The following is a 24,517-nucleotide window of genomic DNA, read 5'->3' as shown; positions in this document are numbered from 1 at the left end:
GTGGCCCATATGGCAAAGCCAGTCGACCAGCGCCGGCGGTCCGGCATCAAGTCGAAGATGCTGATCGCCTTCGGCACCGTGGCGGCACTTCCCTGCATCGCCGCGGTGGTGGGCTGGATGTCCTATGGCGCCGTCCGCGGCCATGTCGCCGACATCACCGGCACGCAGGTGCCGGTGCTCAGCGCCGCCCATGGCCTCGCCACCACGACGGCACGGGTGCTGGCACTGGGACCGTTGATCGACGCCGCAACCTCCGAAGAGGATCTGGCCCGGCTGCGCAGCGCCGTCGAGGCGCAGCGCGGGGCGTTGGACGGGCAGCTCGCCCGGCTGGCCGGCGGGTATAGTCATACGGGGGGCGATGCCGACCGCGTCGCGGAACTGACCGGCACCGCCCGTTCGCTGCTCGGCACCATCGATGCGCTGGGGACGGCGACCGGCCGGCGGCTCACCCTGCAGGAACAGCGCAGCGGCCGGCTGGCGGAACTGAGCGACATTCACGCCAAGCTGCTCGCCGCGCTGAAGCCGGACATGCAGGCCTCGCGCGGGCAGTTGGCCCAGGCGATCGCCGCGATGGTCGAGGCGACTTCGCAATCCTCCGCGGTGATCGGCGCGGAGCTTGGGCAGACGGTCATCCCGCTTTTCCAGCTGCGTGGAGCGGAGGCCGCCCTGGCGAAATCGCTGCTGATCGGCGCGTTCGAGACCGACCGGTCGAAGGTGATGTCGCTGTCCACCGACTTCGACTCCGCGCTGTCCGACCTGCAGGGCGCGTTGCGTCCGCTGGCGAAGAGCGAGGCGGCAGCCCCGGTGGTGGCGGCGATCAACGAACTGGCTGCGTATGGCGATGGCGACAAGAGCGTCTATACCCGCCGCGTCCGCCAGCTCAACCCAGGCATTCCAGAGGCGGAGGCGCGCACGCTGGCCGAGTCGCTGGCGGCCGGCGTCGACGACATCGTCCGGCTGGACCGCGACGCCAACGCCCGCATGCTGCCGCTGATGCTGAATTCGCGCGGACGCATCGCCGAGGCCGGCAGCGCCATCGCCGAGCGGATGCAGGACCTGTCGACCAATGTCGTGCCGGCGGCCCAGCACCGCTACACCGTGCTGAGCGGCCTGATGGCCGACGCCAACCTGCTGGCCGGCAAGCTGGCCGAGGCCGGCAATGCGGAAACGCCGGCCCGGCTGACCGCCGCACGCCGGACGCTCGATCCACTGGCGGCGACGATCCGCGGCACCTTGACGGACTCGGGCGACGATCTGGGCGCGGAGACCCGCCGGCTGGCGGAGCGGCTGCTGGCCCTGGGCTTCGGCGACGACGGCATCCTGGCTCTGCGCGCCGGCGAACTGGCGGCCTATGCCGAGAACGCCACGCTGATCGACAGCAACCGCCGCACCGGCGCCGCCCTGACCGCAATGGTCGACGGGCTGGTCCAATCGGCGGAGCGGGCGGCCGCCGACGGGGCCGCCGCCGCCCATGACGCGCTGGAGCGCACCAACGAGATCCAGTTCCTGCTGGCGACCGCCGGCGTGCTGCTGGCCGGGCTGATCGTCTCGCTCTATGTCGGACGCCGCGTCGTCGGCCGGATGGAGGCGTTGGCCGACGCCATGCGCCGGGTCGCCGACGGCGACCTGACGGTGGAGCAGAAGGCCGACGGCAACGACGAGATCACCGACATGGCCCGCGCGCTGTTCGTCTTCATCGCCAATGCCCGCGCCATGGAAGAGGCGCACGAGAAGGTGGAGATCGAGCGCCGCAACGCCGCGTCGGCCCGCCGGACAAGCATGCTGGAGATCGCCGACCAGTTCGAACGCAACGTGCTGAGCAGCGTCGAGACCCTGGCCGAGGCCGCCCGCGTCATGGCCTCCCGGGCCCGTTCGCTGACCGACATCGCCGCCAACGCCAACGACCGCGCCGAGGCCGCCATGCAGCTGTCCGGCGAGATGGCGGCGGGGATCCAGCAGGTGGCGACCGCCGCCTCGGAAATCTCGCAGTCCATCGCCGAGATCAGCAAGCGCACCGGGGAATCGGCCCGCATCATCGGCGACACCGCCGCCGGGGCGGAGCAGGTGAAGGCGACCGTCGCCGACCTGTCGAGCACGGCGGGCGAGATCGGCACCGTCGTCGGGCTGATCGACGAGATCGCCGGCCAGACCAACCTGCTGGCGCTGAACGCCACCATCGAGGCGGCGAGGGCGGGGGAGATGGGCCGCGGTTTCGCGGTGGTGGCGGGGGAGGTGAAGGCCCTTGCCGGCCAGACCGCCCAGGCCACCGCCGAGATCGCCCGCCAGATCGCCGCGACCCAGGCGGCCAGCCGCGAAACGGCGGAGGTGGTGGCGACCATGACCGGCAGCGTCCAGCGCATCGAATCCAACGCCTCGGCCATCGCCGCAGCGGTGGAGGAGCAGGCGATGATCACGTCGAGCATCGTCGACAGTTCCCACCGCGTCGCGGTCGGCACCCAGGCGGCCTCGGACCACGTCGCCGGCCTGTCGGAGGCGGCGGCCAAGGTGCGCACCCAGGCCGGCGACGTGCTGCAGGTGGCGGAAAGCCTGTCGCACGAGGCGACCAGCCTCGGTTCCGCCGTGCATCTGTTCCTTCAGGAAATCCGGGCCGCGCGATGAGCGTGCGGCTTTGGGCAAGAGCGGGTCGGTTTCATAAAACTGACACGTAAACAAAACAAACCCGTCACTGGCGGCGGCTATGGTCACCGCGACGAAGAAGGCGGGTTACGACGTCCGGCCGAGGCCGGGCATTTCTCCAACCCAACGACACCGTCCAAACCTATCGGGAGTTTTGCCGTGAAAACCATGACTTCGGCGTTCGTTCGCTGCGCCGCCTTCGGTGCCCTGGCCGCTCTGTCCGTGTCGGTCGCCCCGCTGTCGGTCGCCTCGGCCGCCGACATCTCCGGTGCCGGTGCCACCTTCCCGTATCCGATCTATGCCAAGTGGGCCGACGCCTACAAGAAGGAGACGGGCACGGGCCTGAACTACCAGTCGATCGGTTCGGGCGGCGGCATCAAGCAGATCAAGGCCAAGACGGTCACCTTCGGCGCGTCGGACATGCCGCTGAAGCCGGAAGAGCTGGAGCAGGCCGGTCTGATCCAGTTCCCGATGATCATGGGCGGCGTGGTTCCGGTCGTGAACCTGAAGGGCATCAAGGCCGGCGAGGTCAAGCTGTCGGGCACCGTTCTCGCCAACATCTACATGGGCGAGATCACCAAGTGGAACGACCCGCAGATCAAGGAACTGAACCCGAACGTCAACCTGCCGAACACCGCCATCGCCCCGGTCTACCGCTCTGACGGGTCGGGCACCAACTTCCTGTTCACCGACTACCTGTCGAAGACCAGCCCGAAGTTCAAGACCCAGATCGGCGCCAACACCTCCGTCCAGTGGCCGGCCGGCATCGGCGCCAAGGGCAACGAAGGCGTGGCCAACATGGTGAAGCAGACGGACGGCTCGATCGGCTACGTCGAATACGCCTACGCCAAGCAGAACAACATCACCCACCTCGACCTGCAGAACAAGGACGGCAAGACCGTCGCTCCGAAGATCGAGGCCTTCCAGGCTGCCGCCGCCAACGCCGACTGGGCCAATTCCAAGGGCTATTACGTCCTGCTGACGGACGAGCCGGGTGCGGAGAGCTGGCCGATCACCGGCGCCAGCTTCATCCTGATGTACAAGAACCCGCAGGACGCCTCGGCTTCCGCCGAAGCGCTGAAGTTCTTCGACTGGGCCTATAAGAACGGCTCCAAGATGGCGACCGAGCTGGACTATGTCCCGATGCCGGACTCAGTGGTGTCGCTGGTCCAGAAGACCTGGTCGCAGACCATCCAGGCCGACGGCAAGCCGATCTGGACCGCGTCGGCCAAGTAACCACGGCCAACCGACCTCGGGCGGGCCGCCGGCCGGTTCGCCCGAGGGCATGATCGCCGGTGGGAACGGAAATTGCGCCGTTCCCACCGCACGCCTCACGGAGCGGCCATGACCGAGATCGCGCTGACCTTGACCGACGCACACGCCTCCACCGCCCGACGGGCCCGCCGCCAGCGCCTGCAGGATGCGGCCTTCCGCAACGCCACCCTCGCATTCGCGCTGCTCGTCCTGCTGATCCTGGGCGGCGTCACGGTTTCCCTGATCGACGGCGCGCTTCCGGCACTGCGCACGTTCGGCTTCGGCTTCGTCGCCACCGAAGTCTGGAACCCGGTGACCGAACAATTCGGCGCGCTCGCCCCGATTTACGGCACGCTGGTCACCTCCATCATCGCCATGGCCGTCGGCATTCCCGTCAGCTTCGGCATCGCGCTCTTCATCACCGAGATGTGCCCGGCCTGGCTGAAGCGCCCGCTCGGCGTCGCCATCGAACTGCTCGCCGGCATTCCCAGCATCATCTACGGCATCTGGGGCCTGTTCGTCTTCGCCCCCTTCATGCAGTCGACCATCCAGCCCTTCCTGATCGCCACGCTGGGCCAGATCCCCGGTATCGGCAACCTGTTCATGGGTCCGCCCTACGGCATCGGCATCCTGACCGCCGGCCTGATCCTGGGCATCATGGTGCTGCCCTTCATCACCTCCATCACCCGCGACGTCTTCGAGACGGTGCCGCCGATGGTGCGCGAGTCCGCCTACGGGCTGGGCGCCACCACCTGGGAGGTGGTGTGGAACGTGGTGCTGCCCTATACCCGCACCGGCGTGGTCGGCGGCGTCATGCTGGGCCTCGGCCGTGCGCTGGGCGAGACGATGGCGGTGACCTTCGTCATCGGCAACGCGCACCGCATCAGCTCCTCGATCATGGCGCCGGGCACGACGATTTCGGCCTCCATCGCCAACGAATTCACCGAGGCGGTCGGCGACGTCTACACCGCTTCGCTGGTGGCACTTGGCCTGATCCTGTTCCTGATCACCTTCACCGTGCTGTCGATCGCCAAGCTGATGCTGCTGCGCCTGCAGCGCAAGGCCGGAGTCTGAGGCCCATGACGATGTCCAATTCCGCGACGCTGGCGACCCCCATCGGGGGGCTGTATCACCGCCGGCGCATTGCCAACAAGCTGGCGTTGACCCTGGCGCTGGGCGCCGCCTGCTTCGGCCTGTTCTGGCTGGTCGCCATCCTGTGGACGCTGCTCTACAACGGGCTGTCGGCCATCAACCTCAGCCTGTTCACCGAGAACACGCCGCCGCCGGGCGGGGAGGGCGGTCTGCTGAACGCCATCTTCGGCAGCGTCATCATGACCACGGTCGCCACGCTGGTCGGCACGCCGGTCGGCGTGATGGCCGGCACCTATCTGGCGGAGTTCGGCCGCAACACCAAGCTGGCCGAGGTGGTGCGTTTCATCAACGACGTGCTGCTGAGTGCGCCGTCGATCATGGTCGGCCTGTTCGTCTACGAAGTTCTGGTCGTCCGCATGGGCCATTTCTCGGCCTGGGCCGGCGCCATGGCGCTGGCGGTGCTGGTCATCCCGGTCGTCGTCCGCACGACCGAGGACATGCTGAAGCTGGTGCCCAACAGCCTGCGCGAGGCCGCCGCCGCCCTGGGGGCGCCGCAGTGGAAGGTCATCACCATGGTGGCCTACCGCGCCGCCCGCAACGGCATGATCACCGGCGTCCTGCTGGCCATCGCCCGCATCAGCGGCGAAACCGCGCCGCTGCTGTTCACCGCCTTGAACAACCAGTTCTGGAGCGCGGACATGAACGCGCCGATGGCCAACCTGCCGGTGGTCATCTTCCAGTACGCGATGTCGCCCTATGAGGATTGGCGCCAGCTGGCCTGGGGCGGCGCGTTGCTGATCACGGTCGCCATCCTGCTCCTCAACATCGGCGCCCGGCTGCTGGCCGGTCTCGGCACGACGAGAAAGTAACCATGACGATGACCCACATGGACGCCAACAGCCCCGCCCACGGCAGCAGCAAGTTCCCCGCCGGCATGATGGCCGCGACCGGCGCCGAGCGCGCCATCGCCGGCGCCGGCCTGCCCGAGAAGATCAGCGTCCGCAACCTGGACTTCTTCTATGACGGCTACCGGGCGCTGAAGAGCATCTCGCTGCCGCTGTACGACCGTCAGGTCACCGCCTTCATCGGGCCGTCGGGCTGCGGCAAGTCGACCCTGCTGCGCATTCTGAACCGGATGTACGACCTCTATCCCAAGCAGGTCGCCACCGGCGAGGTGATGCTGGATGGCGTCAACATCCTGTCGCCGAAGCAGGACCTGAACCTGCTGCGCGCCCGCGTCGGCATGGTGTTCCAGAAGCCGACGCCCTTCCCGATGTCGATCTACGACAACATCGCCTTCGGCGTGAAGCTGTACGAGAAGCTGTCCCGCGCCGACATGGACGAGCGGGTCGAGTTCTCGCTGCGCCGCGCCGCGCTGTGGGACGAGGTGAAGGACAAGCTGCGCCAGAACGGCATGAGCCTGTCCGGCGGCCAGCAGCAGCGCCTGTGCATCGCCCGCGCCATCGCGGTCAAGCCGTCGGTCCTGCTGCTGGACGAGCCGACCTCGGCACTCGACCCCATCTCCACCGCCAAGTGCGAGGAGCTGATCGACGAGCTGCGCTCCGACTACTGCATCGCCATCGTCACCCACAACATGCAGCAGGCGGCCCGCATCTCCAACTTCACCGCCTTCATGTATCTGGGCGAGCTGATCGAGTTCGGGAACACGGAAGAGATCTTCACCAACCCGACCAAGGAAAAGACCTCCGAATACATCACCGGCCGCTTCGGCTGATTTTTTGCGCCGCCGGTCCTGCCCGCTGTGGCAAGGATCGGCGGCATTTTGCCTTTCAGGTGCTTGAGAAGTCGGCAACGGCTGGGGAGGAAAACACGCCCCACGGACCCGAAGGCTGCCCGGCGTCCCTTACTGTACGCCGCTGCCTATTCACGACTGTAGCGCTGTAAGATGGGCGTCGGCATAGACGCATGCGATAAGATTTCCATAATCGAACTTATGTGTTTTTGGTGTGTGTAAGCGCAAAGCTAAACTGTCAGTCCCTCGCAACATGGAACTGTCAGTCTTCCGTCAGCTTTGCGATGCCAATGTGCCGATGCTGCTGCGGAATAATTCTGCCGCTTCGGCAGGATGTGCAGAATTTTCCAAACCGGCCTCGAACCGAGAAGACCGGCGTCGCGTCGATGAAAGACTTTGTCGCTCCACCCATCTGAAACATTGGGAAGGCGACGGCAATGTCCGCACCGGCTGCGAGTGGCACTTCTCCCCTGCCTTGGCTTCTGATTCTCCTGTCGGTGACGACGGGGCTGGTCGACGCCATCAGCGTTCTCGGGTTGGGCAAGGTCTTCACCGCCAACATGACCGGCAACATCGTCTTTCTCGGGTTCGCGGCGATGGGAACGCCGGGCTTTCTGGTCCTGCCGGCGGTGACGGCGCTGGTCTCCTTCCTTGCCGGCGCCCTGATCGCCGGCCGGGTCGGCAGGACGCTGGCGGGACGGCCGATGCGGCACTGGCTGCTGGCCTCGGCGCTGTTCGAAACCTCGCTGTTCTGGATCGCGGCGGTCGTCGCTGCCGGCTTCGATGCGGGCCCGAATGCCGGTGAACAATTTAGGGCGTCGGGCATCCATGCGATCATCGCCCTGACCGGCTTTGCCATGGGCTTCCGCAACGGAACCGTCCGGCAATTGAAGGTTCCCGACCTGACCACGACGGTTCTGACCCTGACCCTGACCGGCTTGGCCGCCGATTCCAGCCTCGCCGGCGGGGCGAACCTCAACTTCGCCAGGCGGCTGGCCAGCGTGGCGGCGATCTTCCTCGGAGCCGCCATCGGCGCCGTCATGGTGATGCAGAGCGGATTGGTGCTTCCCTTGGTCGTCGTCGGCGCCCTGGTGCTGGCCGGCACCGCGGTCTGCGCGCTTCACCCGGTCGCTGCAGCGCCGGCAGCGGCCTGACGTTCTGGAGATCGATCATGAAGGCCGGCCGGATGGAGGCGTTCACCGATGGGGTGGTGGCGATCGTCATCACCATCATGGTGCTTGAGTTGAAGGTGCCGGCCGACGGCAGTCTCGCCGCGCTGGCGGAGCGTGTTCCCATTCTGCTGGCCTATGTGCTGTCCTTCATCAATGTCGGACTGTACTGGAACAACCATCATCATCTGTTGCAGGCGACCACGCGGATCGACGGGCGGGTTCTGTGGGCGAATCTTTTTCTGCTGTTCTGGCTGTCGCTGGTTCCCTTCGTCATCCGCTGGCTCGACGACAGTTCCTTCTCCCCGGTGGCGACGGCGGCCTATGGCGTCGTCCTCGGCATGGCGGCGGTCGGCTACAGCCTGACCGAACATGCGATCATCGCTTGCGGCGGCCGGGAGTCGGCGGTGGCGCGTGCCGTCGGGTCCGATCTGAAGGGGAAAATCAGCATAGCCATCTATGTGTTGGCCATTCCGGCGGCGTTCATCCTGCAATGGCTGTCCGTCCTGCTGTATGTCCTGGTGATTCTGTTGTGGCTGGTGCCGGACCGCCGGATCGAACGCACGCTGGAGGGGTGAGGACGCGATCAGCGCATGCATGATCTGCCGATGGAGGTGGCGAGCCAGCCCATCTCAGCGAGTGCGTCGGCGAAATATATCCGCTATCGGAAATATTTCACTTCACAACCGGCTGCACGCAGCCTATGATGACGCTTCATTGTGCGATGCCGCCCGGCCTGCCCTCTCCGGCCGCGGCGCGCCCGCGCCCTTTTCGGGCGCCATAAACCTCGTTGTTCCTGAAGGCTTTCCCATGTCACCCGTTCTTCGTCCGCGCAAAGCCGCGACGGTCTTCATTCTCGTCACCGCGGCGCTCGACATCGTCGCGATGGGCATCGTCATTCCGGTGCTGCCGGCGTTGATCGAGCAGTTCGCCGGAGCCGACGCCCAGGCCGGCACCATCAATGGCGCGCTGATCGCGCTGTGGGCGCTGATGCAGTTCTTCTGCTCCCCGGTGATCGGGTCGCTGTCCGACCGCTTCGGGCGGCGGCCGGTGATCCTGCTGTCGGCGCTGGGGCTGGCTGCGGATTATGTGCTGATGGCGGTGGCGCCGAACCTGTGGTGGCTGGTGGTCGGGCGGGCGGTCGCCGGCATCACCTCTTCCAGCTTCACCACCGTCTTCGCCTATATGGCCGACGTGACGCCGCCGGAGCAGCGGGCGCGCGCCTATGGCCTGATCGGCGCCGCGTTCAGCGCCGGCTTCATCGCCGGGCCGCTGCTGGGCGGTCTGCTGGGCGAAATCTCGCCGCGGGCACCCTTCTGGGGGGCGGGCCTGCTCAGCGGGCTGGCGTTCCTCTATGGTCTGGTGGTGCTGCCGGAATCGCTGCCGCCGGAAAGCCGCATGGCTTTTTCCTGGCGGCGGGCCAACCCGTTCGGGGCGCTGCGCCTGCTGCGTTCGCACCCGGAGCTGTCGGGTCTGGCGCTGGTCAATTTCATGCTTCACGTCTCCCACCAGGTTTTCCCCGCCGTCTTCGTGCTCTATGCAGCGCACCGCTATGGCTGGAGCGCCTGGGATGTCGGGCTTCTGCTGGCGGTGATCGGCGCGCTCGACATGGTCATGCAGGGGCTGTTGGTGTCGCGCATGGTGAAATGGTTGGGTGACCGCGGCACGATGGTCGTCGGCCTGTTCGGCGGGGCCGCCGGGCTGGCCTGCATGGGGCTGGCGCCGACTGGCGGCTGGTTCGCGCTCGCCATCCTGCCGAACGCGCTGTGGGGGCTGGCGATGCCGACCATCCAGTCGCTGATGACCCAGCGGGTCAGCCCGTCGGAGCAGGGTCAACTGCAGGGCGCCAACATGAGCGTGGCCAGCGTCGCCGGCATCCTGTCGCCTGTCTTCTTCGGGGCGGTCTATTCCGCGTCGGTGGGCAGCGAAGCGCTTTTCCCCCTTCCGGGTGCAGCCTTCCTGATCGCGGCGCTGGTGCTGCTGGCCGGCGCGTTGATCGGCTGGGTGGTGGCGCGCCGCAACGGACGAGCGGTGGGGGCGGACGGCGTCGCCGCTTGAACGGGTACCCCCTGCCCTCCCGACCCTCGCTCATGGCCGGGCCTTGCACCGGCTGTGGGGCGTCCCACATAGCTGTCGCGCCACGCCGCACAATGTCCCATTGCTCCGCTGCGTTATCAGCGGTGGGATTTTGCCGGCCGACAAGGTAAGACTGTCGGCTTATCCACCCGCATTGTCGATAAGAGACCCGGAGAACGCGATGCTCGCGGCCCCCAACCTGTTCGCCCACCGCCCGGATCGGAGCGTGCGCCCCAAGGCGGCGCCCTTCCTGCCGATGTCGCGTGCGGAAATGGACCGGCTGGGCTGGGACCAGTGCGACGTCATCGTCGTCACCGGCGACGCCTATATCGACCATCCCAGCTTCGGCATGGCGATCATCGGCCGGCTGCTGGAAGCGCAGGGGCTGCGTGTCGGCATCATCGCCCAGCCGGACTGGAGCAGTGCGGAGCCGTTCAAGATCCTGGGCAAGCCGCGGCTGTTCTGGGGCGTGACCGGCGGCAACATGGATTCGATGGTCAACCACTACACGGCCGACCGTCGCCTGCGCCACAATGACAGCTACACGCCCAACGACGAGGGCGGCAAGCGGCCGGACCGCGCCGTCATTGTCTATTCCCAGCGCTGCCGCGAAGCCTTCAAGGACGTTCCCATCGTGCTGGGCGGCATCGAGGCATCCCTGCGCCGCATCGCCCAGTACGATCATTGGAGCGAGAAGATCCGCCGCTCCGTCCTGGTCGATTCCAAGGCGGACATGCTGGTCTACGGCAACGCCGAACGCGCGATCATCGAGATCGCCCAGCGCGCGCTGAAGGGGGAATCGCCCAAGGCGATGACCGATATCCGCGGCACCGCCATCATGCGCTCGACCCTGCCGGAAGGCTGGACGGTGGTCGACAGCAGCTCCATCGACGATCCGTCGGCGCCGGTGTCGCCGCGCGCCGAGGGTGCCGACCGCATGGTGGTGCGCCTGCCCAGTTTCGAGCAGGTGACGGCCGACAAGGTGCTCTACGCCCATGCCAGCCGCGTGCTGCACCAGGAGAGCAACCCCGGCAACGCCCGCGCGCTGGTGCAGCGCCATGGCGACCGCGACGTCTGGCTGAACCCGCCGCCGATTCCGCTGGAAACCAACGAGATGGACGGCGTCTACGACCTGCCCTATGCGCGGGCGCCGCACCCGTCCTATGGCGATGCGCGCATCCCGGCGTGGGAGATGATCCGCTTTTCGGTCAACATCATGCGGGGATGCTTCGGCGGCTGCTCCTTCTGCTCGATCACCGAGCATGAGGGGCGCATCATCCAGAGCCGGTCGGAAGGCTCCATCCTGCGCGAGATCGAGCATATCCGCGACAAGACAAAGGGCTTCACCGGCGTCATCTCCGACATGGGCGGGCCGACCGCCAACATGTATCGCCTTGCCTGCAAGGACAAGGAGACGGAATCGGTTTGCCGGCGTCCGTCCTGCGTCTTCCCGGACATCTGCAAGAACCTGAACACCGACCATTCGTCGCTGGTTCAGCTCTACCGCAAGGCCCGCGCGGTGCCGGGGGTTAAGAAGATCCACATCGCGTCGGGGCTGCGCTACGACCTCGCCGTGCGCAATCCGGAGTATGTGAAGGAACTGGTGACCCACCATGTCGGCGGCTACCTGAAGATCGCGCCGGAACACACCGAGCCGGGTCCGCTGGCGAAGATGATGAAGCCCGGCATGGGCGCCTATGACGAGTTCAAGCGGATGTTCGACAAGGCGGCGAAGGAGGCGGGGAAGAAGCTCTACCTGATCCCCTACTTCATCGCCGCCCATCCGGGCACGACGGACGAGGACATGATGAACCTCGCGCTGTGGCTGAAGCGGAACGGCTTCAAGGCGGATCAGGTGCAGACCTTCCTGCCGTCGCCGATGTCGCTGGCAACCGCTATGTACCACAGCGAGCGCAATCCGCTGCGTCCGGTGCGCCGCGTCGGCTCGGAGATGGTGTCGTCGGCGAAGGGGCTGAAGCAGCGCCGCCTGCACAAGGCCTTCCTGCGCTACCACGATCCGGAGAATTGGCCGATCCTGCGCGAGGCGTTGAAGCGCATGGGCCGCGAGGACCTGATCGGACCGGGCGAGGAGCATCTCATCCCCGCCTGGCAGCCGGTCGGCGCCACCGCCAAGCCGCGGGAGAAGGGGCCGAAAGGCAAGACCTTCCTCACCCAGCAGGCCGGCCAGGGCCGCCGCGTGGTGCCGCCGGTGGGCAAACCACCTGGGGCGAAGCCGGCTGGGGCTGGAGGCAAGCCTTCCGGCATGAAGCCGCGCCAGACGAATTTGAAGGGTCGGTGACGGTAAAGGGCGCACGCCCCATTCCCCTCTCCCCCCGCTCACGCGCAAACTCCGTTTGCGCTGACGCGACAGGCGGACCTCCGGTCCGCCGAATGCGGGGAGAGGGTCAGGGTGGGGGGGATGCACGGCGGGGATTTTCGCAACGTCCTGCCACGCATCCCCCTCACCCTCCCCACGCCTCCGGCGTGGGGCCCCTCCCTCTCCCCGGGGGAGAGAGGGCGATTATTGGCGCATTACCCAATGGTTCCTTTGGCGGGGCCGCCGCCTGTACGGCCGGCCCTGCCCCGGTTGGATTCCCATGGCTCTGTCGAAACGCACCCCCCGCCCGAACGCCATCCGCAGCGTTCTGGCCTTCACCTTCCGTCACTGGCGCCGTCAGACCCCGCTGGCCGTCGGCATCGCCGGGGCCATCGCCCTGTCGACGCTGGCCGACGTCTTCATGCCGCTGTTCGCCGGTCGGCTGGTCGACGCGCTGACCCTGCTGCCGGGCGACCGCGACGCTGCGCTGCATGCGGCGCTGACCGCCTTCGGCGCCATGGTCGCGCTGGGCGTCGGCATGGTGGTGATGCGCCACATCGCCTGGAGCGGCGTCATCCCTTTCACCCTGCGCATCATGGCCGATGTCGGCCAGGACAGCTTTCACCGCATCCAGCGCTTTTCCACCGACTGGCACGCCAACAGCTTCGCCGGGTCGGTGGTGCGCAAGATCACCCGCGGGATGTGGGCGCTCGACACCCTGGACGACACGCTCCTGCTGGCGCTGTGGCCGTCGCTGGTCGTGCTGATCGGCACGATGGTGACGTTGGGGCTGCATTGGCCGGCGATGGGGCTGGTCATCGCGCTCGGCACCGCCGTCTACATCGCGATGACGGTGATGTTCTCCACCCTCTACATCGCGCCGGCGGCCCGGCTGTCGAACGCATGGGATACGAAACTGGGCGGGACGCTGGCCGACGCAATCGGCTGCAACGCCGTGGTCAAGGCCTTCGGCGCCGAGCCGCGCGAGGACGAGCGGCTGGCTGGCGTCGTCGACAAATGGAGCCGTCGCACCCATCGCACCTGGACCCGCCACACCCGACACAGCACCGTGCAGCTGGTGGTTCTGCTGCTGATCCGCAGCAGCGTGGTGGCGACAGCGCTGTGGCTGTGGTGGCGCGGGCAGGCGACGCCGGGCGACGTGGCATATGTGCTGACCACCTATTTCGTCGTGCACGGCTATCTGCGCGACATCGGCATGCACATCAACCACCTCCAGCGCTCCGTCAACGAGATGGAGGAGCTGGTGGCGATCCACGCCGAACCGCTGGGGGTGGAGGACCGGCCGGACGCCTCGCCGATCCGCATCGGGGCGGGCGAGGTGCGCTTCGACCGCGTCACCTTCCAATATGGCGGCCACACCACGCCGCTCTACCGCGACCTGTCGCTGACCATCAGGGCGGGGGAGCGGGTTGGTCTGGTCGGCCCGTCGGGGTCGGGCAAGACCACCTTCGTCAAGCTGATCCAGCGCCTTTACGACGTTACCGACGGCCGCGTGCTGATCGACGGGCAGGAGGTCGCGGGGGCGACCCAGCACTCCCTGCGCTCGCAGATCGCCATCGTCCCGCAGGAGCCGATCCTGTTCCACCGCACCCTGGCGGAGAACATCGCCTATGGCCGCCCCGGCGCGTCGATGGCGGAGATCGAGCGGGCGGCCAGGCTCGCCAACGCCCACGACTTCATCGCCCGCCTGCCGAAGGGCTATGCGACGCTGGTCGGCGAGCGCGGCGTCAAGCTGTCGGGCGGCGAACGTCAACGGGTGGCGCTGGCCCGCGCCTTCCTGGCCGACGCGCCGATCCTGATCCTGGACGAGGCGACCTCCAGCCTGGATTCGGAATCGGAGGCGCTGATCCAGGAGGCGATCGAACGGCTGATGCAGGGTCGCACCGCCATCATCATCGCCCACCGCCTGTCCACCGTCCGCACGCTGGACCGCATCCTGGTCTTCAACCAGGGCCGGGTGGTGGAGGACGGCAGCCATGCCGCCCTGCTCCATCGGGCTGGCGGGCTCTACCGCCGCCTGTTCGAACAGCAGTCGGCGCCGGAGCCGATCCGCCGAACCGGCGGTTGAGGGAGGGGATCGTCCCCACCCCTTAAACGAAGAGTTCCATCGTCTGCGGCACGTTGCGCGGCGTCTCCCCCGCCAATATGGCGCGGGCGGCGTCGACGGCGGCGATCAGGCCGCTTTCGGTGAAGGGCTTGGGCAGGCAGCCGATGCCGGTCAGCGGGCCGTCCTTCTTCAGCTCGTCGCGGAACGAGGTGATGAACAGGCAGGGCACGCCCAACTTCGTCAGCCCGCGCGCGGCGTCGATGCCGTTGGTGCCCATGCCCAGATGCACGTCGACCAGCGCCAGATCGGGCTTGTCGGCCGTGGCGATCTCAATCGCCTCCGTCGCGGTGATCGCCGGGCCGATGATGCTGTGGCCGACATTCTCCAGATAGAGCTGCTGTTCCAGCGCGATCAGCACCTCGTCTTCCACCAGCAGGATCTTCATCCCCCGATCTCCTCGGTGGACGTCGCCTCGAGAAGCGGCACCTCGTCCGGCACCGGCAGCTCGATGCGGAAGGTGCTGCCCTGCGGCGTGGTGTCGATGCCGACGCAGGCCCGGATCTGGCCGGCCAGACTGGAGATCAGGCGCATACCCAAGCTGCGGCTCTTGCGGATATCGAAGTTGGACGGCAGTCCGGGGCCGCGGTCGGAAACGGTCAGGGCAAGGTCGTCACCCTCGCGTATGAAGGTCACCGTCACCCGCGCCGGCTCGCCCCCGCGATGCTTGACCGCGTTGGTGATCAGTTCGTTCGCGATCAGGCCGAGCGGCGCGGCATGGTCGATCGGCAGGTCGATCACGTCGGACCGCACGACGATGTCGCACATGCTGTCGCCGCCCGACGCACGCGCCAGATCCTCGCACAGCTCGTTCAGGTAGGTGCCGAACTCGATAGTCTGGAACTGGTCGGCCTGATAAAGGCGGTTGTGGACGCGGGCGATCGCCTCGATGCGGCTGCGGGCGTCCTGGAAATGCACCCGCACCGCTTCGTCGGGCAGGCTCAGCGTCTGGAGCGTGAGCAGGCTGGAGACCAGCTGCAGGCTGTTCTTGACGCGGTGGTTGACCTCGCGCAGCAGGGTCGATTTCTGGCCGACCAGCTTGCGCAGCGCCGCCTCCATCGACTTGATCTCCGTCACGTCGATGTGCATCAGGACGGTGCCGCCGAAGGGGCCGGCCGGCATCGGCGCGGCGAGGCAGCGGAACCAGTGCTGGGTGTTGGTGACGTATTCGGCCGATACCGGCGGTCCGCCCTCGTTCAGCAGCGTGCGCAAGCCCTCCATCACGCTGTCGGCGCGTGGGTCGGCCGTCTCCCCCCGCCCGCAATGATCGAGGTAATCGTCACCGACGATGCAGCCCTCGCCGAGGAAGCTGGTCTCCGGCCCGGCTTCCGCCCAGGCCCGGTTGACCGACACGATATGGCCGGAGCGGTCGAGCACGGCGATGAAGGCCGGCAGCGCGTCCAGCGTCGCCTTGGTCTGTTCGGCAAGCTGGCGCATGGCGAGCGCGCTGGCCCGCAGTTCCTCCCGGGTGCGGCGGCGCTCCGTGATGTCGCGCAGGATCCCGGTGATGAAGCTGCGCCCTTCCGATTCCCAGCGCGCCATCGACAATTCCAGGTCGATGTGGCTGCCGTCGCGGCGGCGGCCGGACAGTTCCACCGGCTGGGTGGCGGCGTCCATGCCGGCGGCGCCCGGTCCGCTGCGCTCCGCCATGGCGATCCAGTCGGGTGCGTCGTCGCCCAGCAGCACGGTGACGCTCTGGCCGATCAGCTCGTCCGGGCGGTAGTCGAACTGGCGGGTGGCGGTGCCGTTCATCCACTGCACCATGCCGCGGGTGTCGGTGGTGATGATGGCGTCGGGGGCGGTGTCGACGATGGCGCGGTAACGGGCATCGCGCTGTTCGCGCAGCACCCGTTCGCGGTTCACCGACGCGGTCACGTCGGTCACCTGGATCAGGCAGCGCGCCTCGCTGCCGGCCACCGGTGAATGGGAGGATTGCGCATTCGACGGCAGCGGCCGGATCACCACATTGTGGACCATCCGCCGCCCGTCGGCCAGGCGTAGCGGGAACAGCATCGGGTTCAGGGTGTGCGACAGCACGCCGGGCGCGCCGGTGGCCAGCGTGTCGCGCACGGCGATGTGCAGGCGCGATTCGCGCAGGTTCGGCAGGGCGTCGAACAGGTCGTGCCCCAGAATCTCCCTGGCCGTCAGGGTGGAGGCCTGCTCCATCCAGCTGTTCCAGTAGAGGACACGGCAATGGCGGTCGAGAAGCAGGATGCCGGCATCCAGCGCGCCCAGGACATCGAGGGCCCAGGTGGGTTGTTCAGGCAATCTGGGAGCCATGCGACGTTCCGGCGGATGAGGGTTCTTCGGACGCGATGCCTTCGATGAAGGCGTGGATCAGCTGTTTCAGCGACTGCAGGGACGATACACCCATCAGCAGGGCGATGTAGCCGCGGATGCTGCGGCTGCGGATGGTGAAATCGATGTAGAGGAACAGCACAAGCTCGTCCGCGCCTCCGGCCTTGTCGGTCAGGATGTTGGCGCCGTCGCCGCGCAGCACCGCCGGCAGCGAGATGGTCAGCCGGTCCCTCAGCGCGTTGGCGACCACCACGAGGCAGCCGTTCAGGATGATGTTGCCGATCTCGGCCAGGGCGTCCTGCTCCAGATCCACGATCTCCGCCAGGGTCAGCTCGCCGCCGAGAACCGCACGGGCCAGTTCCAGGCTGTTGGCCTCCGGAAAGATCAGCATGGCGCGGCCGTCGAAGGAGCCCTGGAACTGCTGCTCCACCGCCACAAGCCCGTGGCGTTCGCGCGCGGTCAGGAAATCCGACGCCTCCTTCCGGCTGACGATGTCCACGGTCGGCACGGACAGCAGGACCTGATCGTTGACCATGCGGCTGAGATGGGTGGCGGCGCGACCGACCCCCATGTTCACCAACTCGGTCAGCGCATCGCGCTCCAGGTCGGTCAGTTCCACCATCGCTCGGCGCCTGTTCATTCTTGGTCTCGGCTTCACAACCGGCGCCGCCGGGCGGTCGCATCACAAATGTGGCCTATCGATCCGGAAAAAGGCACCCCCGTCAATGTCATATGTTAAGCCTTCGACGCCATAGCCGATATAGCCGCCTCTATTCCCACAATGGTCAGGCCAACAGTTCACCATCCAAAGAACCGTATTCGGAATGTTCGGCAAGTTGCCGGCGCGATTGCGTAATATTTCGGATATCCTGAAATGAAATGACCGGCGTCCTGTCGGGCGGCAGAATGGCCTCCGGGAGCGGGGCCGCCCAATTGGGGACTTGTCCGCTGGGGGATGGTGACTCCACATCAAGGGGTGGCACCCCTTGCGACGGGCGCCATGTTAGGAGACGTCGATGACCCCCGAGGAACGCACGCTTCTGTCCGACCTGTTCCGCCGCCTGCGCGAGGTGGAAACGCAGCAGCAATCCCAGCCACGCGACGCCGAAGCGGAGGACTTCATCCGCCGGTCGGTCCAGGACCAGCCGCTGTCGTCCTATTACATGGCGCAGACGGTGCTGGTGCAGCAACAGGCGCTGACCGCAGCCCAGACCCGGATCGAGGAATTGGAGCGGCAACTGCGCGACCGCCCGGCCCAGCCGGCGCAATCCGGCGGCAGCTTCCTGTCGAACGCGCTCGGCATCGGCCGCAGCCCCTGGGGCCGCGGTGCCGAACCTCCCCCTGCCCCGTCCTATTCCCAGCCGCCGCAAGGCCAGCCGGGGCAAGGACGGCCAGTCGCCGGCCGCAGCCCCTGGGATGCCGCGCCGGGCGCCGCCTATCCGCCGCAGCAATACAGCCCGCCCCCCTTCCCGCAGCAGGGCATGGCCCCGCGCGGTGGCGGGTTCTTCGCCGGAGCGGCGCAGACCGCGGCGGGGGTGGCCGGCGGCATGCTGGCGGCAAGCGCCATCTCGTCCCTGCTGCACCATTCGCCCGGCCCCTTCGGCACGGCGATGGCCCAGCCCCTGGGCGGCGAGACGATCAACGAGACCGTCATCACCAACAATTACTACGGCGACGACCAGGGGCCGCAGGGCGACGCGGCGCCCGATGCGGCACAGGACGCGTCCCACGACCCCGATCCGCCGCCGACCGATGATGTGTCCTATGACGACTCGTCCTTCGACGATGGCGGCAGCGGCGGTGGGGACGATTCCTGGATTTGAGTGTCAGCGAGATATTTACTTCTGCTTTTGCGGGGCTTGAGCGTGCAAGGATTTTGCCTTTTCATGCATAAGTCTCGCACAAGCGTGAGCGCTCATAAATAGGTTACGTAAACCTGCTTCTAAACAGCATGTGCATACAAAGCATTTTTTGCTTGCTCGATTGCACACAATTGCATGTTCAATAAATTTTCTATTCTAAGACATAGCAAATTTGGTAGTATCAGAAAAATTTTGGAAAAATCATTTGGAGTCTAAAATTGGAAACGAAAGATAAAGTTGATCTTCAGGTTCGATTTATAGAAATGGCTCATGATGAGCTTCTGGAGGCATTGCGAGCGCAAAGGTGGAGCATAAATTGCGCAGCTGTAATAATAGGTGTTTCAGCGTCGGCAAGTGTTTCAACTTATAAAGAAAAATATTATACGACCTCCGGAATGCTTTTGATTGTAGCAGGAGTGCTGACGGCGATCTTGTTTACATATTGGGCTGGGGAATTTTTAAAGATAACTAGATCATCAAAATATTGCTGGGAGGCTGAATCCATAATCAGAAATATTATTGTGCAGGATGATATTTTGCTACTTGAGGGTTGGCTCCGAAAGAAGGGAGAAAATGGGAAGGACGGGTTCATCATTCTTCCATATGTAGCAATCCAGATCGCATTTGCGATATTCTCGGCTGCGCAGGTAGCCGTCGGCTCGATACTTTTGTCAGAGGTCCTCTCAAGAGCAATACTATTTATCATTTTCACTTGTAGTTTTGGTCTTATGCTCATATTTTTCTTTATAGGTGCAAAAGAAACAAAAAGGTGCTGTGTGCAAATTCGGGAAAAAGACGGGAATCCCTAACGCGATTTAATATGTAGTGAAATATCCCAGCAAGAGTCCCACAACTTTTCACGTTGGGACCGCGCGCTCACTCCTCGTCGCTGTAGCGGCTGGCGATGTCCTTGAACTCGTCCTCCAACGCGGTGAAGGCGGCGACGACGGCGGGGTCGAAATGGCTGCCGCTGCCTTCGCGGATGATCGCCGCCGCCTTCTCGTGCGGGAAGGGCGGCTTGTAGCAGCGGCGGCTGATCAGCGCGTCGTACACGTCGGCGACCGCCATCAGCCGGGCCGACAGCGGAATCGCCTCCTCCGCCAGTCCCTGGGGATAGCCGGTGCCGTCCCAGCGCTCGTGATGGCCGTGCGCGATCTCCCGCGCGATGCGCAGGAAGGAGCTTTCGCCGGCCAACGCGATCTCCGCCTGCCCTTCGGCGGCGAAGATCGCGTCGTGGCCCAGCGCCGCGTGGGTCTTCATCACATGGAATTCGTCGTCGCTGAGCTTGCCCGGCTTCAGCAGGATCGAATCCGGGATGCCGACCTTGCCGACATCGTGCAACGGCGCCGATTTGTAGAGCAGCTCGATGGTTTCCTCGTCGAGCCGGCCGGCATAGCGCGGATCGCGGCTGAGATGCAGGGCGAGCGCAAGTACATAGTTCTGGGTCCGGCGGATGTGGTTGCCCGTCTCGTTGTCGCGGGTTTCCGCCAGCGAGGCCATGGCGCGGATGGTGGCGTCCTGGGCGCGCAACAGGTCGCGCGTGCGCTCCGCCACCCGGTCCTCCAGCTGGCGGTTCTGGTCGGTGAGCGCGCGCCGCGCCTCGCGGAGCGCGATGTGGGTGCGGACGCGGGCCAGCACCACCGGCGGCGAGATCGGCTTGGTGATGTAGTCGACGGCCCCGACCTCGAACCCGCGGGTCTCGTCATGGACCTGTCCCATGGCGGTGATGAAGATCACCGGGACTTCGCGGGTGCGGGCATCCTCCTTCAGTTTCCGGCAGACCTCCACCCCGTCCATGCCCGGCATCATCACGTCCAGCAGGATCAGGTCGGGCAGCGGGTCGCCGGCCAGACGGGCGAGCGCCTGCGGCCCGTCCTTCGCCACGATCAGGCCATAGCTGTCGCGCAGCAGGTCGGCCATGACCTTCAGGTTGATCGGCTCGTCGTCGACGACCAGGATGCGCGGCTTCTCGCCGTTCGGCAGGGCAACCGGGTTCGGCAGGCTCATGTCGCGGTCTCTCTCCAGTCACGCAGGCGGTCGCGCAGTTCGGTCAGGGCGGTGGCCGCGTCATCGAAATCGAAGGCGCCGGCATGGCGGTTCACCCGCTCCGCCATGTACGCCACCGGGCTGCCGGTCAGTAGGCGGGCAAGCGCATCGGCCAGATCGCCCGCCTCCGGGTCGCCGGCGATCAGCAGACCGCCCAGCCGGTCGGCCAGCGGCAGGGCGGCCCGCAGCAGGTCGCGCGGAAGCCCGGCTGCCGAGGATGGCGGCGCAACCGCCGCCGCCGCCGGGACGCTGTCCGCCGCCGGCCGCCCGAGGGTGCCGATCCCCTCCACCACCAGTGCGAGCGCGTCGGCCAACCGGTCGAGCACCCCCTCCTCCAGATCCGGCGGCACCGTCATCGCGCCGGCTTCGATCCGCCCCGCCAGGGCGGACAGGTCCATGGCGCCGACCGTGGCCGCGGTGCCCTTCAGCGTGTGGGACAGCCGCAGCACGTCCTTCCAGCGCTCCTCCCGCACTGCGGCGGCCAGGCGCACGGCCTCCCCCTCGTGGGTGGCGGCGAAATCGATCAGGATCCGTCGCAGCAAGGCGAGGTTGCCGTTCACGTTGCGCCGGGCGACGGCAAGGTCGAGCGCCGGCAGGCTGTCGGGCAGCGCCGGGGCGGACGATACGGCGGCGGCCGGCAACGCCGCCGTTCCGGCTGCGGCAGCCCCGATTCCACGCACCGGCCTCAGCCAGCGGGCGAGCGCCGCATACAGCGTGTCCGGATCGATCGGCTTGGAGACATGGTCGTTCATGCCGGAATCGAGGCAGCGTTCGCGGTCGCCGGCCATGGCGTGGGCGGTCATGGCGATGATCGGCAGGTTGGACAGCTCCAGCTCGCGCCGGATCAGCCGCGTCGTCTCATAGCCGTCGAGCCCCGGCATCTGCACGTCCATCAGCACGAGGTCGAACTTCACCTCGCGCAGGCATTGCAAAGCCTCCTCGCCGCTGCCGACCACCGTCGCCTCGATGCCGACCAGCTCCAGAAGGCCGCAGGCGACCTGCTGGTTGACCGGGTTGTCCTCCACCAGCAGAACGCTGCGCCCGACCAGCGCCGAAAGCTCGGTCGACTGGGCGGGATCGTTCACCCGGCGTGCGGTATCGGCGGGCCGGGCCGCGCCGCCCAGCGCCGTCATCACCGAATCGAACATGGCCGACGGTGTCACCGGCTTTTCCAGCACCGCGGTGACCGGCCCGGCAGGACCGGCCGTTTCTCCCAGCGCCCCATCGAGTGCCCCTTGCACCCCATCGGCGCCATAGGCGGTGGTCATCACCACCGGCGGCTGGGCGCCGGGCAGCGCGCGCAGGCGGCGCAGGGTCTCCACCCCGTCGAGGTCCGGCATGCGCCAGTCCAACACCACCAGCTCCACCGGCGGTTTCGCCCCGGCCTGCCCCTCTTCCAGCCGGCGCAGCGCCGACCAGCCGTCGCCCACCGATTCCACGGTCAGGCCGAAGCGCTCCAGCATGTCGGTCAGGATGGAGCGCACGGCGTCGCTGTCGTCCACCACCAGAACCCGGCGTTCCATCAGGTCGCGCGGCAGCCGGTCGTCGGCGGTGTCGCCGGCCGCGACCCGGCAGCGGATGGAGAAGCGGAAGATGCTGCCCTCCCCCGGCCGGCTTTCCACCGACACGCCGCCACCCATCAGTTCCACCAGCTGCCGGCAGATCGCCAGCCCCAGCCCGGTGCCGCCGAAGCGCCGCGTGGTGGAGCTGTCGGCCTGGGTGAAGGGGCGGAACAGCGACGCCGCCTGTTCGGGCGACATGCCGATGCCGGTGTCGCAGACCTCCACCTCCAGCCGGTAATCGTCGCCGGTGCCGATGCGCCCGCCCACAGTCACCACCACCTCGCCCCGTTCCGTGAACTTCACGGCGTTGGAAACGAGGTTGAGGATCACCTGCCCCAGCCGCAGCGGGTCGCCGACCAGCGTGCCCGGCACGCCGCCATGCAGGTCGACGATCAGCTCCAGCCCCTTTTCCCGCACCTTGGGCAGGACGACCGTCGCCACCTCCTGCAGCACGTCGCCGATGTGGAAGGGGATCGCCTCGATCGTCAGCTTGCCGGCCTCGACCTTGGAGAAGTCGAGGATGTCGTTGATGATGCCGAGCAGGCTGCGCGAAGAGGCATGGATCTTGTCCAGGTAATCGCGCTGGCGCGGCGACAGCTCCGTCTTCATCATCAGGTGGCTCAGCCCGATCACCGCGTTCATCGGCGTGCGGATCTCGTGGCTCATGTTGGCCAGGAAGTCGCTCTTCTGGCGGTTGGCGCGGTCGGCCTCCTCTTTGGCGCGGGCCAGTTCGTCCTCGGTCCGCTTGCGGTCGGTCACGTCCTTGTGAATGCCGGTGATGCGGGTGGGCAGGCCGTCCGCGTCGCGCTCCGTCACCTTGCCGGCCGACAGGATCCAGACCCAGGCGCCCGACTTGTGGCGCATGCGGAACTCGACCTCGTAGACCGGGGCGCGGCCGGCCACATGGTCCTCCAGCGTCGCCAGCACCCGCTCCCGGTCGCTCTCGTGAAGCAGCCCCAGCCAGGTGGAGCCGTTGCCGGGAAGCTCGCCGGGGGCATAGCCCAGCATTCCGAGCCAGCGGTCGGAGAAATAGGCGTGGTCCGTCACCGGGTTCCAGTCCCACAGCCCGGTGTTGGAGGCGTCGAGCGCCACCGTCAGCCGCTCCTCGCTTTCCTGCAGGGCGGTCAGCATGCGCTGGCGTTCGGTGATGTCCTGGAAGACGGTGACGGAGCCGACGATGCGGCCATCCTCGCGCAGCGGCACCGCGGTGATGGCGATGGGGAAGATGGTGCCGTCGCGCCGGACGAAATGGTCGGTTTCCGAACGATGGATCTCGCCGCGGCGGACGGTGTTCAGCACCGCGCAGTCCGCGCCGGCGACCGTGCGCCCCTGGCCGTCCTTGTAATGCACGGCGTCATGCAGGGTGATGCCGCGCAGATCCGCCAGCGACCAGCCGAGCAGGCGTTCCGCCTCCGGGTTCAGGAAGGTGCAGAAGCCGTTGCGGTCCAGCGAGAAGACGCCCTCGCCCATGCTGTCGGTGATGCTCTGCAGGAAGCGGCGGCTGTCCTCAAGCTCCGCTTCCATCCGCTTGCGTTCGGTGATGTCGGTGCGGATGGCGATGTACTGGTGCGGCTGGCCGTCGGTGGTGAGCAGTGGGACGATGGTCGCCGCCACCCAATATTCCTCGCCCGCCTTGGTGCGGTTGCAGATCTCGCCGTGCCAGACCTGCCCGTCCATGACGGTGTGCCACATCTCCGCGAAGAAGCCGGAGGGATGGCGCCCCGAATTGACGATGCGGTGCGACCGGCCCAGCAGTTCTTCGCGGGAATAGCCGCTGATCTGGCAGAACTTGTCGTTGGCGTAGGTGATGATGCCGCGGTGGTCGGTGATGCTGACGATGGCGTGCTGGTCGAGCGCGAATTTCTGCTGCTCCAGCGCCCGTTGCGCCGCCGAGCGTTCCTCTACCAGTCCGGCCATCAGTTGGCTCAGCCGTTCCAGGCTGTCGGTCGGGCCGCTGTCGGCGGAATCCGGCAATTCGGGGCGGCCGTCCGCCCGCAGCAGGCTGTTGGCGATGCCGCGCAGCCGGCGGATGGCATGGGCCTGCGCCGCCGCCTCGCGCCGCAGCCGCTCGTTGGTGTCGGCCAACTCCTCCGAACTCAGCTGCAGGCTGCGTGCCCTGAGCGTCAGGTCGCGGTCGGCCTGTTCGTAGCTCTGGCCGATGCGGGCGAACAGTGCCGGCAGCGAGTCCAGCATCCGCACCGCGTCGGCCGACAGGCCGGGGGTGCCGGCGAGCGCCTTCAACTCCGCCAGGACGGAGTCCGCCGCTTCGGCGGTCGGCAGGCCCAGCACCCGCTTGAACTGGCTTTGCAGCAGGCGGTGCATGCGG

At 66.9% G+C, this 24,517-nt stretch carries 17 protein-coding genes; 12 read left to right on the top strand and 5 right to left on the bottom strand.

Going from position 1 to position 24,517, the window contains the following annotated elements; translation table 11 throughout:
- Positions 1–9 precede the first annotated feature (9 nt).
- From FZ029_RS21930 to FZ029_RS21880, 10 genes are all read left to right on the top strand, one after another.
- Positions 10–2,619 carry a methyl-accepting chemotaxis protein gene (locus FZ029_RS21930; RefSeq protein WP_149271911.1) on the top strand — a complete coding sequence of 870 codons (2,610 nt, stop codon included), beginning with the start codon at positions 10–12 and terminating at the stop codon, positions 2,617–2,619.
- Positions 2,620–2,805: 186 nt separating this feature from the next.
- Entirely contained in the window at positions 2,806–3,873 is a 1,068-nt protein-coding gene (pstS, locus tag FZ029_RS21925) for a phosphate ABC transporter substrate-binding protein PstS (RefSeq protein WP_149200696.1), read from the top strand.
- A gap of 108 nt (positions 3,874–3,981) precedes the next feature.
- Positions 3,982–4,965: a phosphate ABC transporter permease subunit PstC gene (gene pstC, locus FZ029_RS21920; RefSeq protein WP_149200505.1), complete on the top strand. Its 984-nt coding sequence runs from the start codon at positions 3,982–3,984 to the stop codon at positions 4,963–4,965.
- A 5-nt stretch (positions 4,966–4,970) separates the two neighbouring features.
- The gene (gene pstA / locus FZ029_RS21915; RefSeq protein WP_149200506.1) at positions 4,971–5,852 is read left to right on the top strand and encodes a phosphate ABC transporter permease PstA; all 882 of its coding nucleotides are present in this window, start codon (positions 4,971–4,973) and stop codon (positions 5,850–5,852) included.
- A gap of 65 nt (positions 5,853–5,917) precedes the next feature.
- Positions 5,918–6,718 carry a phosphate ABC transporter ATP-binding protein PstB gene (pstB, locus tag FZ029_RS21910; RefSeq protein WP_149200697.1) on the top strand — a complete coding sequence of 267 codons (801 nt, stop codon included), beginning with the start codon at positions 5,918–5,920 and terminating at the stop codon, positions 6,716–6,718.
- A 455-nt stretch (positions 6,719–7,173) separates the two neighbouring features.
- A complete protein-coding gene (locus FZ029_RS21905) occupies positions 7,174–7,890 on the top strand; it encodes a YoaK family protein (RefSeq protein ID WP_149271910.1) in 717 nt (238 codons plus the stop codon).
- 17 nt (positions 7,891–7,907) lie between these two features.
- Positions 7,908–8,483 carry a TMEM175 family protein gene (locus tag FZ029_RS21900; RefSeq protein ID WP_149200508.1) on the top strand — a complete coding sequence of 192 codons (576 nt, stop codon included), beginning with the start codon at positions 7,908–7,910 and terminating at the stop codon, positions 8,481–8,483.
- Positions 8,484–8,715: 232 nt separating this feature from the next.
- Positions 8,716–9,963 (top strand): TCR/Tet family MFS transporter, encoded by a 1,248-nt coding sequence (locus FZ029_RS21895; protein WP_149271909.1) that lies wholly within the window; start codon positions 8,716–8,718, stop codon positions 9,961–9,963.
- 199 nt (positions 9,964–10,162) lie between these two features.
- Positions 10,163–12,280: a YgiQ family radical SAM protein gene (locus FZ029_RS21890; RefSeq protein ID WP_149271908.1), complete on the top strand. Its 2,118-nt coding sequence runs from the start codon at positions 10,163–10,165 to the stop codon at positions 12,278–12,280.
- Positions 12,281–12,578: 298 nt separating this feature from the next.
- Positions 12,579–14,387 carry an ABC transporter ATP-binding protein gene (locus FZ029_RS21880; protein ID WP_149271907.1) on the top strand — a complete coding sequence of 603 codons (1,809 nt, stop codon included), beginning with the start codon at positions 12,579–12,581 and terminating at the stop codon, positions 14,385–14,387.
- A gap of 22 nt (positions 14,388–14,409) precedes the next feature.
- Here the strand turns inward: FZ029_RS21880 and FZ029_RS21875 are convergent, their stop codons facing one another.
- From FZ029_RS21875 to FZ029_RS21865, 3 genes are read right to left on the bottom strand one after another with little or no spacing between them, the layout of a single operon-like run.
- Positions 14,410–14,811 (bottom strand): response regulator, encoded by a 402-nt coding sequence (locus FZ029_RS21875; RefSeq protein ID WP_149271906.1) that lies wholly within the window; start codon positions 14,809–14,811, stop codon positions 14,410–14,412.
- Positions 14,808–16,703 (bottom strand): PAS domain S-box protein, encoded by a 1,896-nt coding sequence (locus FZ029_RS21870; protein ID WP_149271905.1) that lies wholly within the window; start codon positions 16,701–16,703, stop codon positions 14,808–14,810. Before FZ029_RS21870 ends, FZ029_RS21875 begins: the two co-directional genes overlap by 4 nt.
- Entirely contained in the window at positions 16,684–17,361 is a 678-nt protein-coding gene (locus tag FZ029_RS21865) for a chemotaxis protein CheX (RefSeq protein ID WP_247892434.1), read from the bottom strand. The genes FZ029_RS21870 and FZ029_RS21865 overlap by 20 nt, the downstream gene beginning before the upstream one ends.
- Before the next feature lie 376 nt (positions 17,362–17,737).
- Between FZ029_RS21865 and FZ029_RS21860 the strand changes: the two genes are divergently transcribed.
- Positions 17,738–18,544 (top strand): DUF2076 domain-containing protein, encoded by an 807-nt coding sequence (locus FZ029_RS21860; protein ID WP_149271904.1) that lies wholly within the window; start codon positions 17,738–17,740, stop codon positions 18,542–18,544.
- Between the two features lie 257 nt (positions 18,545–18,801).
- Positions 18,802–19,392, top strand: coding sequence for a hypothetical protein (locus tag FZ029_RS21855; protein WP_149271903.1), 591 nt, complete (start codon positions 18,802–18,804; stop codon positions 19,390–19,392).
- Between the two features lie 67 nt (positions 19,393–19,459).
- On the opposite strand, the gene FZ029_RS21850 is transcribed toward FZ029_RS21855, so the two are convergent.
- Positions 19,460–20,590, bottom strand: a complete 1,131-nt coding sequence (locus FZ029_RS21850; RefSeq protein WP_149271902.1) for a two-component system response regulator — start codon at positions 20,588–20,590, stop codon at positions 19,460–19,462.
- Entirely contained in the window at positions 20,587–24,513 is a 3,927-nt protein-coding gene (locus tag FZ029_RS21845; RefSeq protein ID WP_149271901.1) for a PAS domain S-box protein, read from the bottom strand. Before FZ029_RS21845 ends, FZ029_RS21850 begins: the two co-directional genes overlap by 4 nt.
- Positions 24,514–24,517: the final 4 nt, after the last annotated feature.

Source organism: Azospirillum sp. Sh1, assembly GCF_008365135.1.
In the GTDB taxonomy this organism is placed as follows: domain Bacteria; phylum Pseudomonadota; class Alphaproteobacteria; order Azospirillales; family Azospirillaceae; genus Azospirillum; species Azospirillum oryzae.
Note: the sequence above shows the minus strand (reverse complement) of the source record. Positions and strands in the feature narration are given on the sequence as shown.

Excerpts from the sequence above, each read along its gene's own strand:
- pstS (WP_149200696.1), top strand. The coding sequence starts at position 2,806 with ATGACTTCGGCGTTCGTTCGCTGCGCCGCCTTCGGTGCCCTGGCCGCT.
- FZ029_RS21870 (WP_149271905.1), bottom strand. The coding sequence starts at position 16,703 with ATGGCTCCCAGATTGCCTGAACAACCCACCTGGGCCCTCGATGTCCTG.
- FZ029_RS21865 (WP_247892434.1), bottom strand. The coding sequence starts at position 17,361 with ATGAACAGGCGCCGAGCGATGGTGGAACTGACCGACCTGGAGCGCGAT.
- FZ029_RS21900 (WP_149200508.1), top strand. The coding sequence starts at position 7,908 with ATGAAGGCCGGCCGGATGGAGGCGTTCACCGATGGGGTGGTGGCGATC.
- FZ029_RS21860 (WP_149271904.1), top strand. The coding sequence starts at position 17,738 with ATGACCCCCGAGGAACGCACGCTTCTGTCCGACCTGTTCCGCCGCCTG.
- pstB (WP_149200697.1), top strand. The coding sequence starts at position 5,918 with ATGATGGCCGCGACCGGCGCCGAGCGCGCCATCGCCGGCGCCGGCCTG.
- FZ029_RS21880 (WP_149271907.1), top strand. The coding sequence starts at position 12,579 with ATGGCTCTGTCGAAACGCACCCCCCGCCCGAACGCCATCCGCAGCGTT.
- pstC (WP_149200505.1), top strand. The coding sequence starts at position 3,982 with ATGACCGAGATCGCGCTGACCTTGACCGACGCACACGCCTCCACCGCC.
- FZ029_RS21850 (WP_149271902.1), bottom strand. The coding sequence starts at position 20,590 with ATGAGCCTGCCGAACCCGGTTGCCCTGCCGAACGGCGAGAAGCCGCGC.
- FZ029_RS21845 (WP_149271901.1), bottom strand. The coding sequence starts at position 24,513 with ATGCACCGCCTGCTGCAAAGCCAGTTCAAGCGGGTGCTGGGCCTGCCG.
- FZ029_RS21875 (WP_149271906.1), bottom strand. The coding sequence starts at position 14,811 with ATGAAGATCCTGCTGGTGGAAGACGAGGTGCTGATCGCGCTGGAACAG.
- FZ029_RS21930 (WP_149271911.1), top strand. The coding sequence starts at position 10 with ATGGCAAAGCCAGTCGACCAGCGCCGGCGGTCCGGCATCAAGTCGAAG.
- FZ029_RS21905 (WP_149271910.1), top strand. The coding sequence starts at position 7,174 with ATGTCCGCACCGGCTGCGAGTGGCACTTCTCCCCTGCCTTGGCTTCTG.
- FZ029_RS21890 (WP_149271908.1), top strand. The coding sequence starts at position 10,163 with ATGCTCGCGGCCCCCAACCTGTTCGCCCACCGCCCGGATCGGAGCGTG.
- FZ029_RS21895 (WP_149271909.1), top strand. The coding sequence starts at position 8,716 with ATGTCACCCGTTCTTCGTCCGCGCAAAGCCGCGACGGTCTTCATTCTC.
- pstA (WP_149200506.1), top strand. The coding sequence starts at position 4,971 with ATGACGATGTCCAATTCCGCGACGCTGGCGACCCCCATCGGGGGGCTG.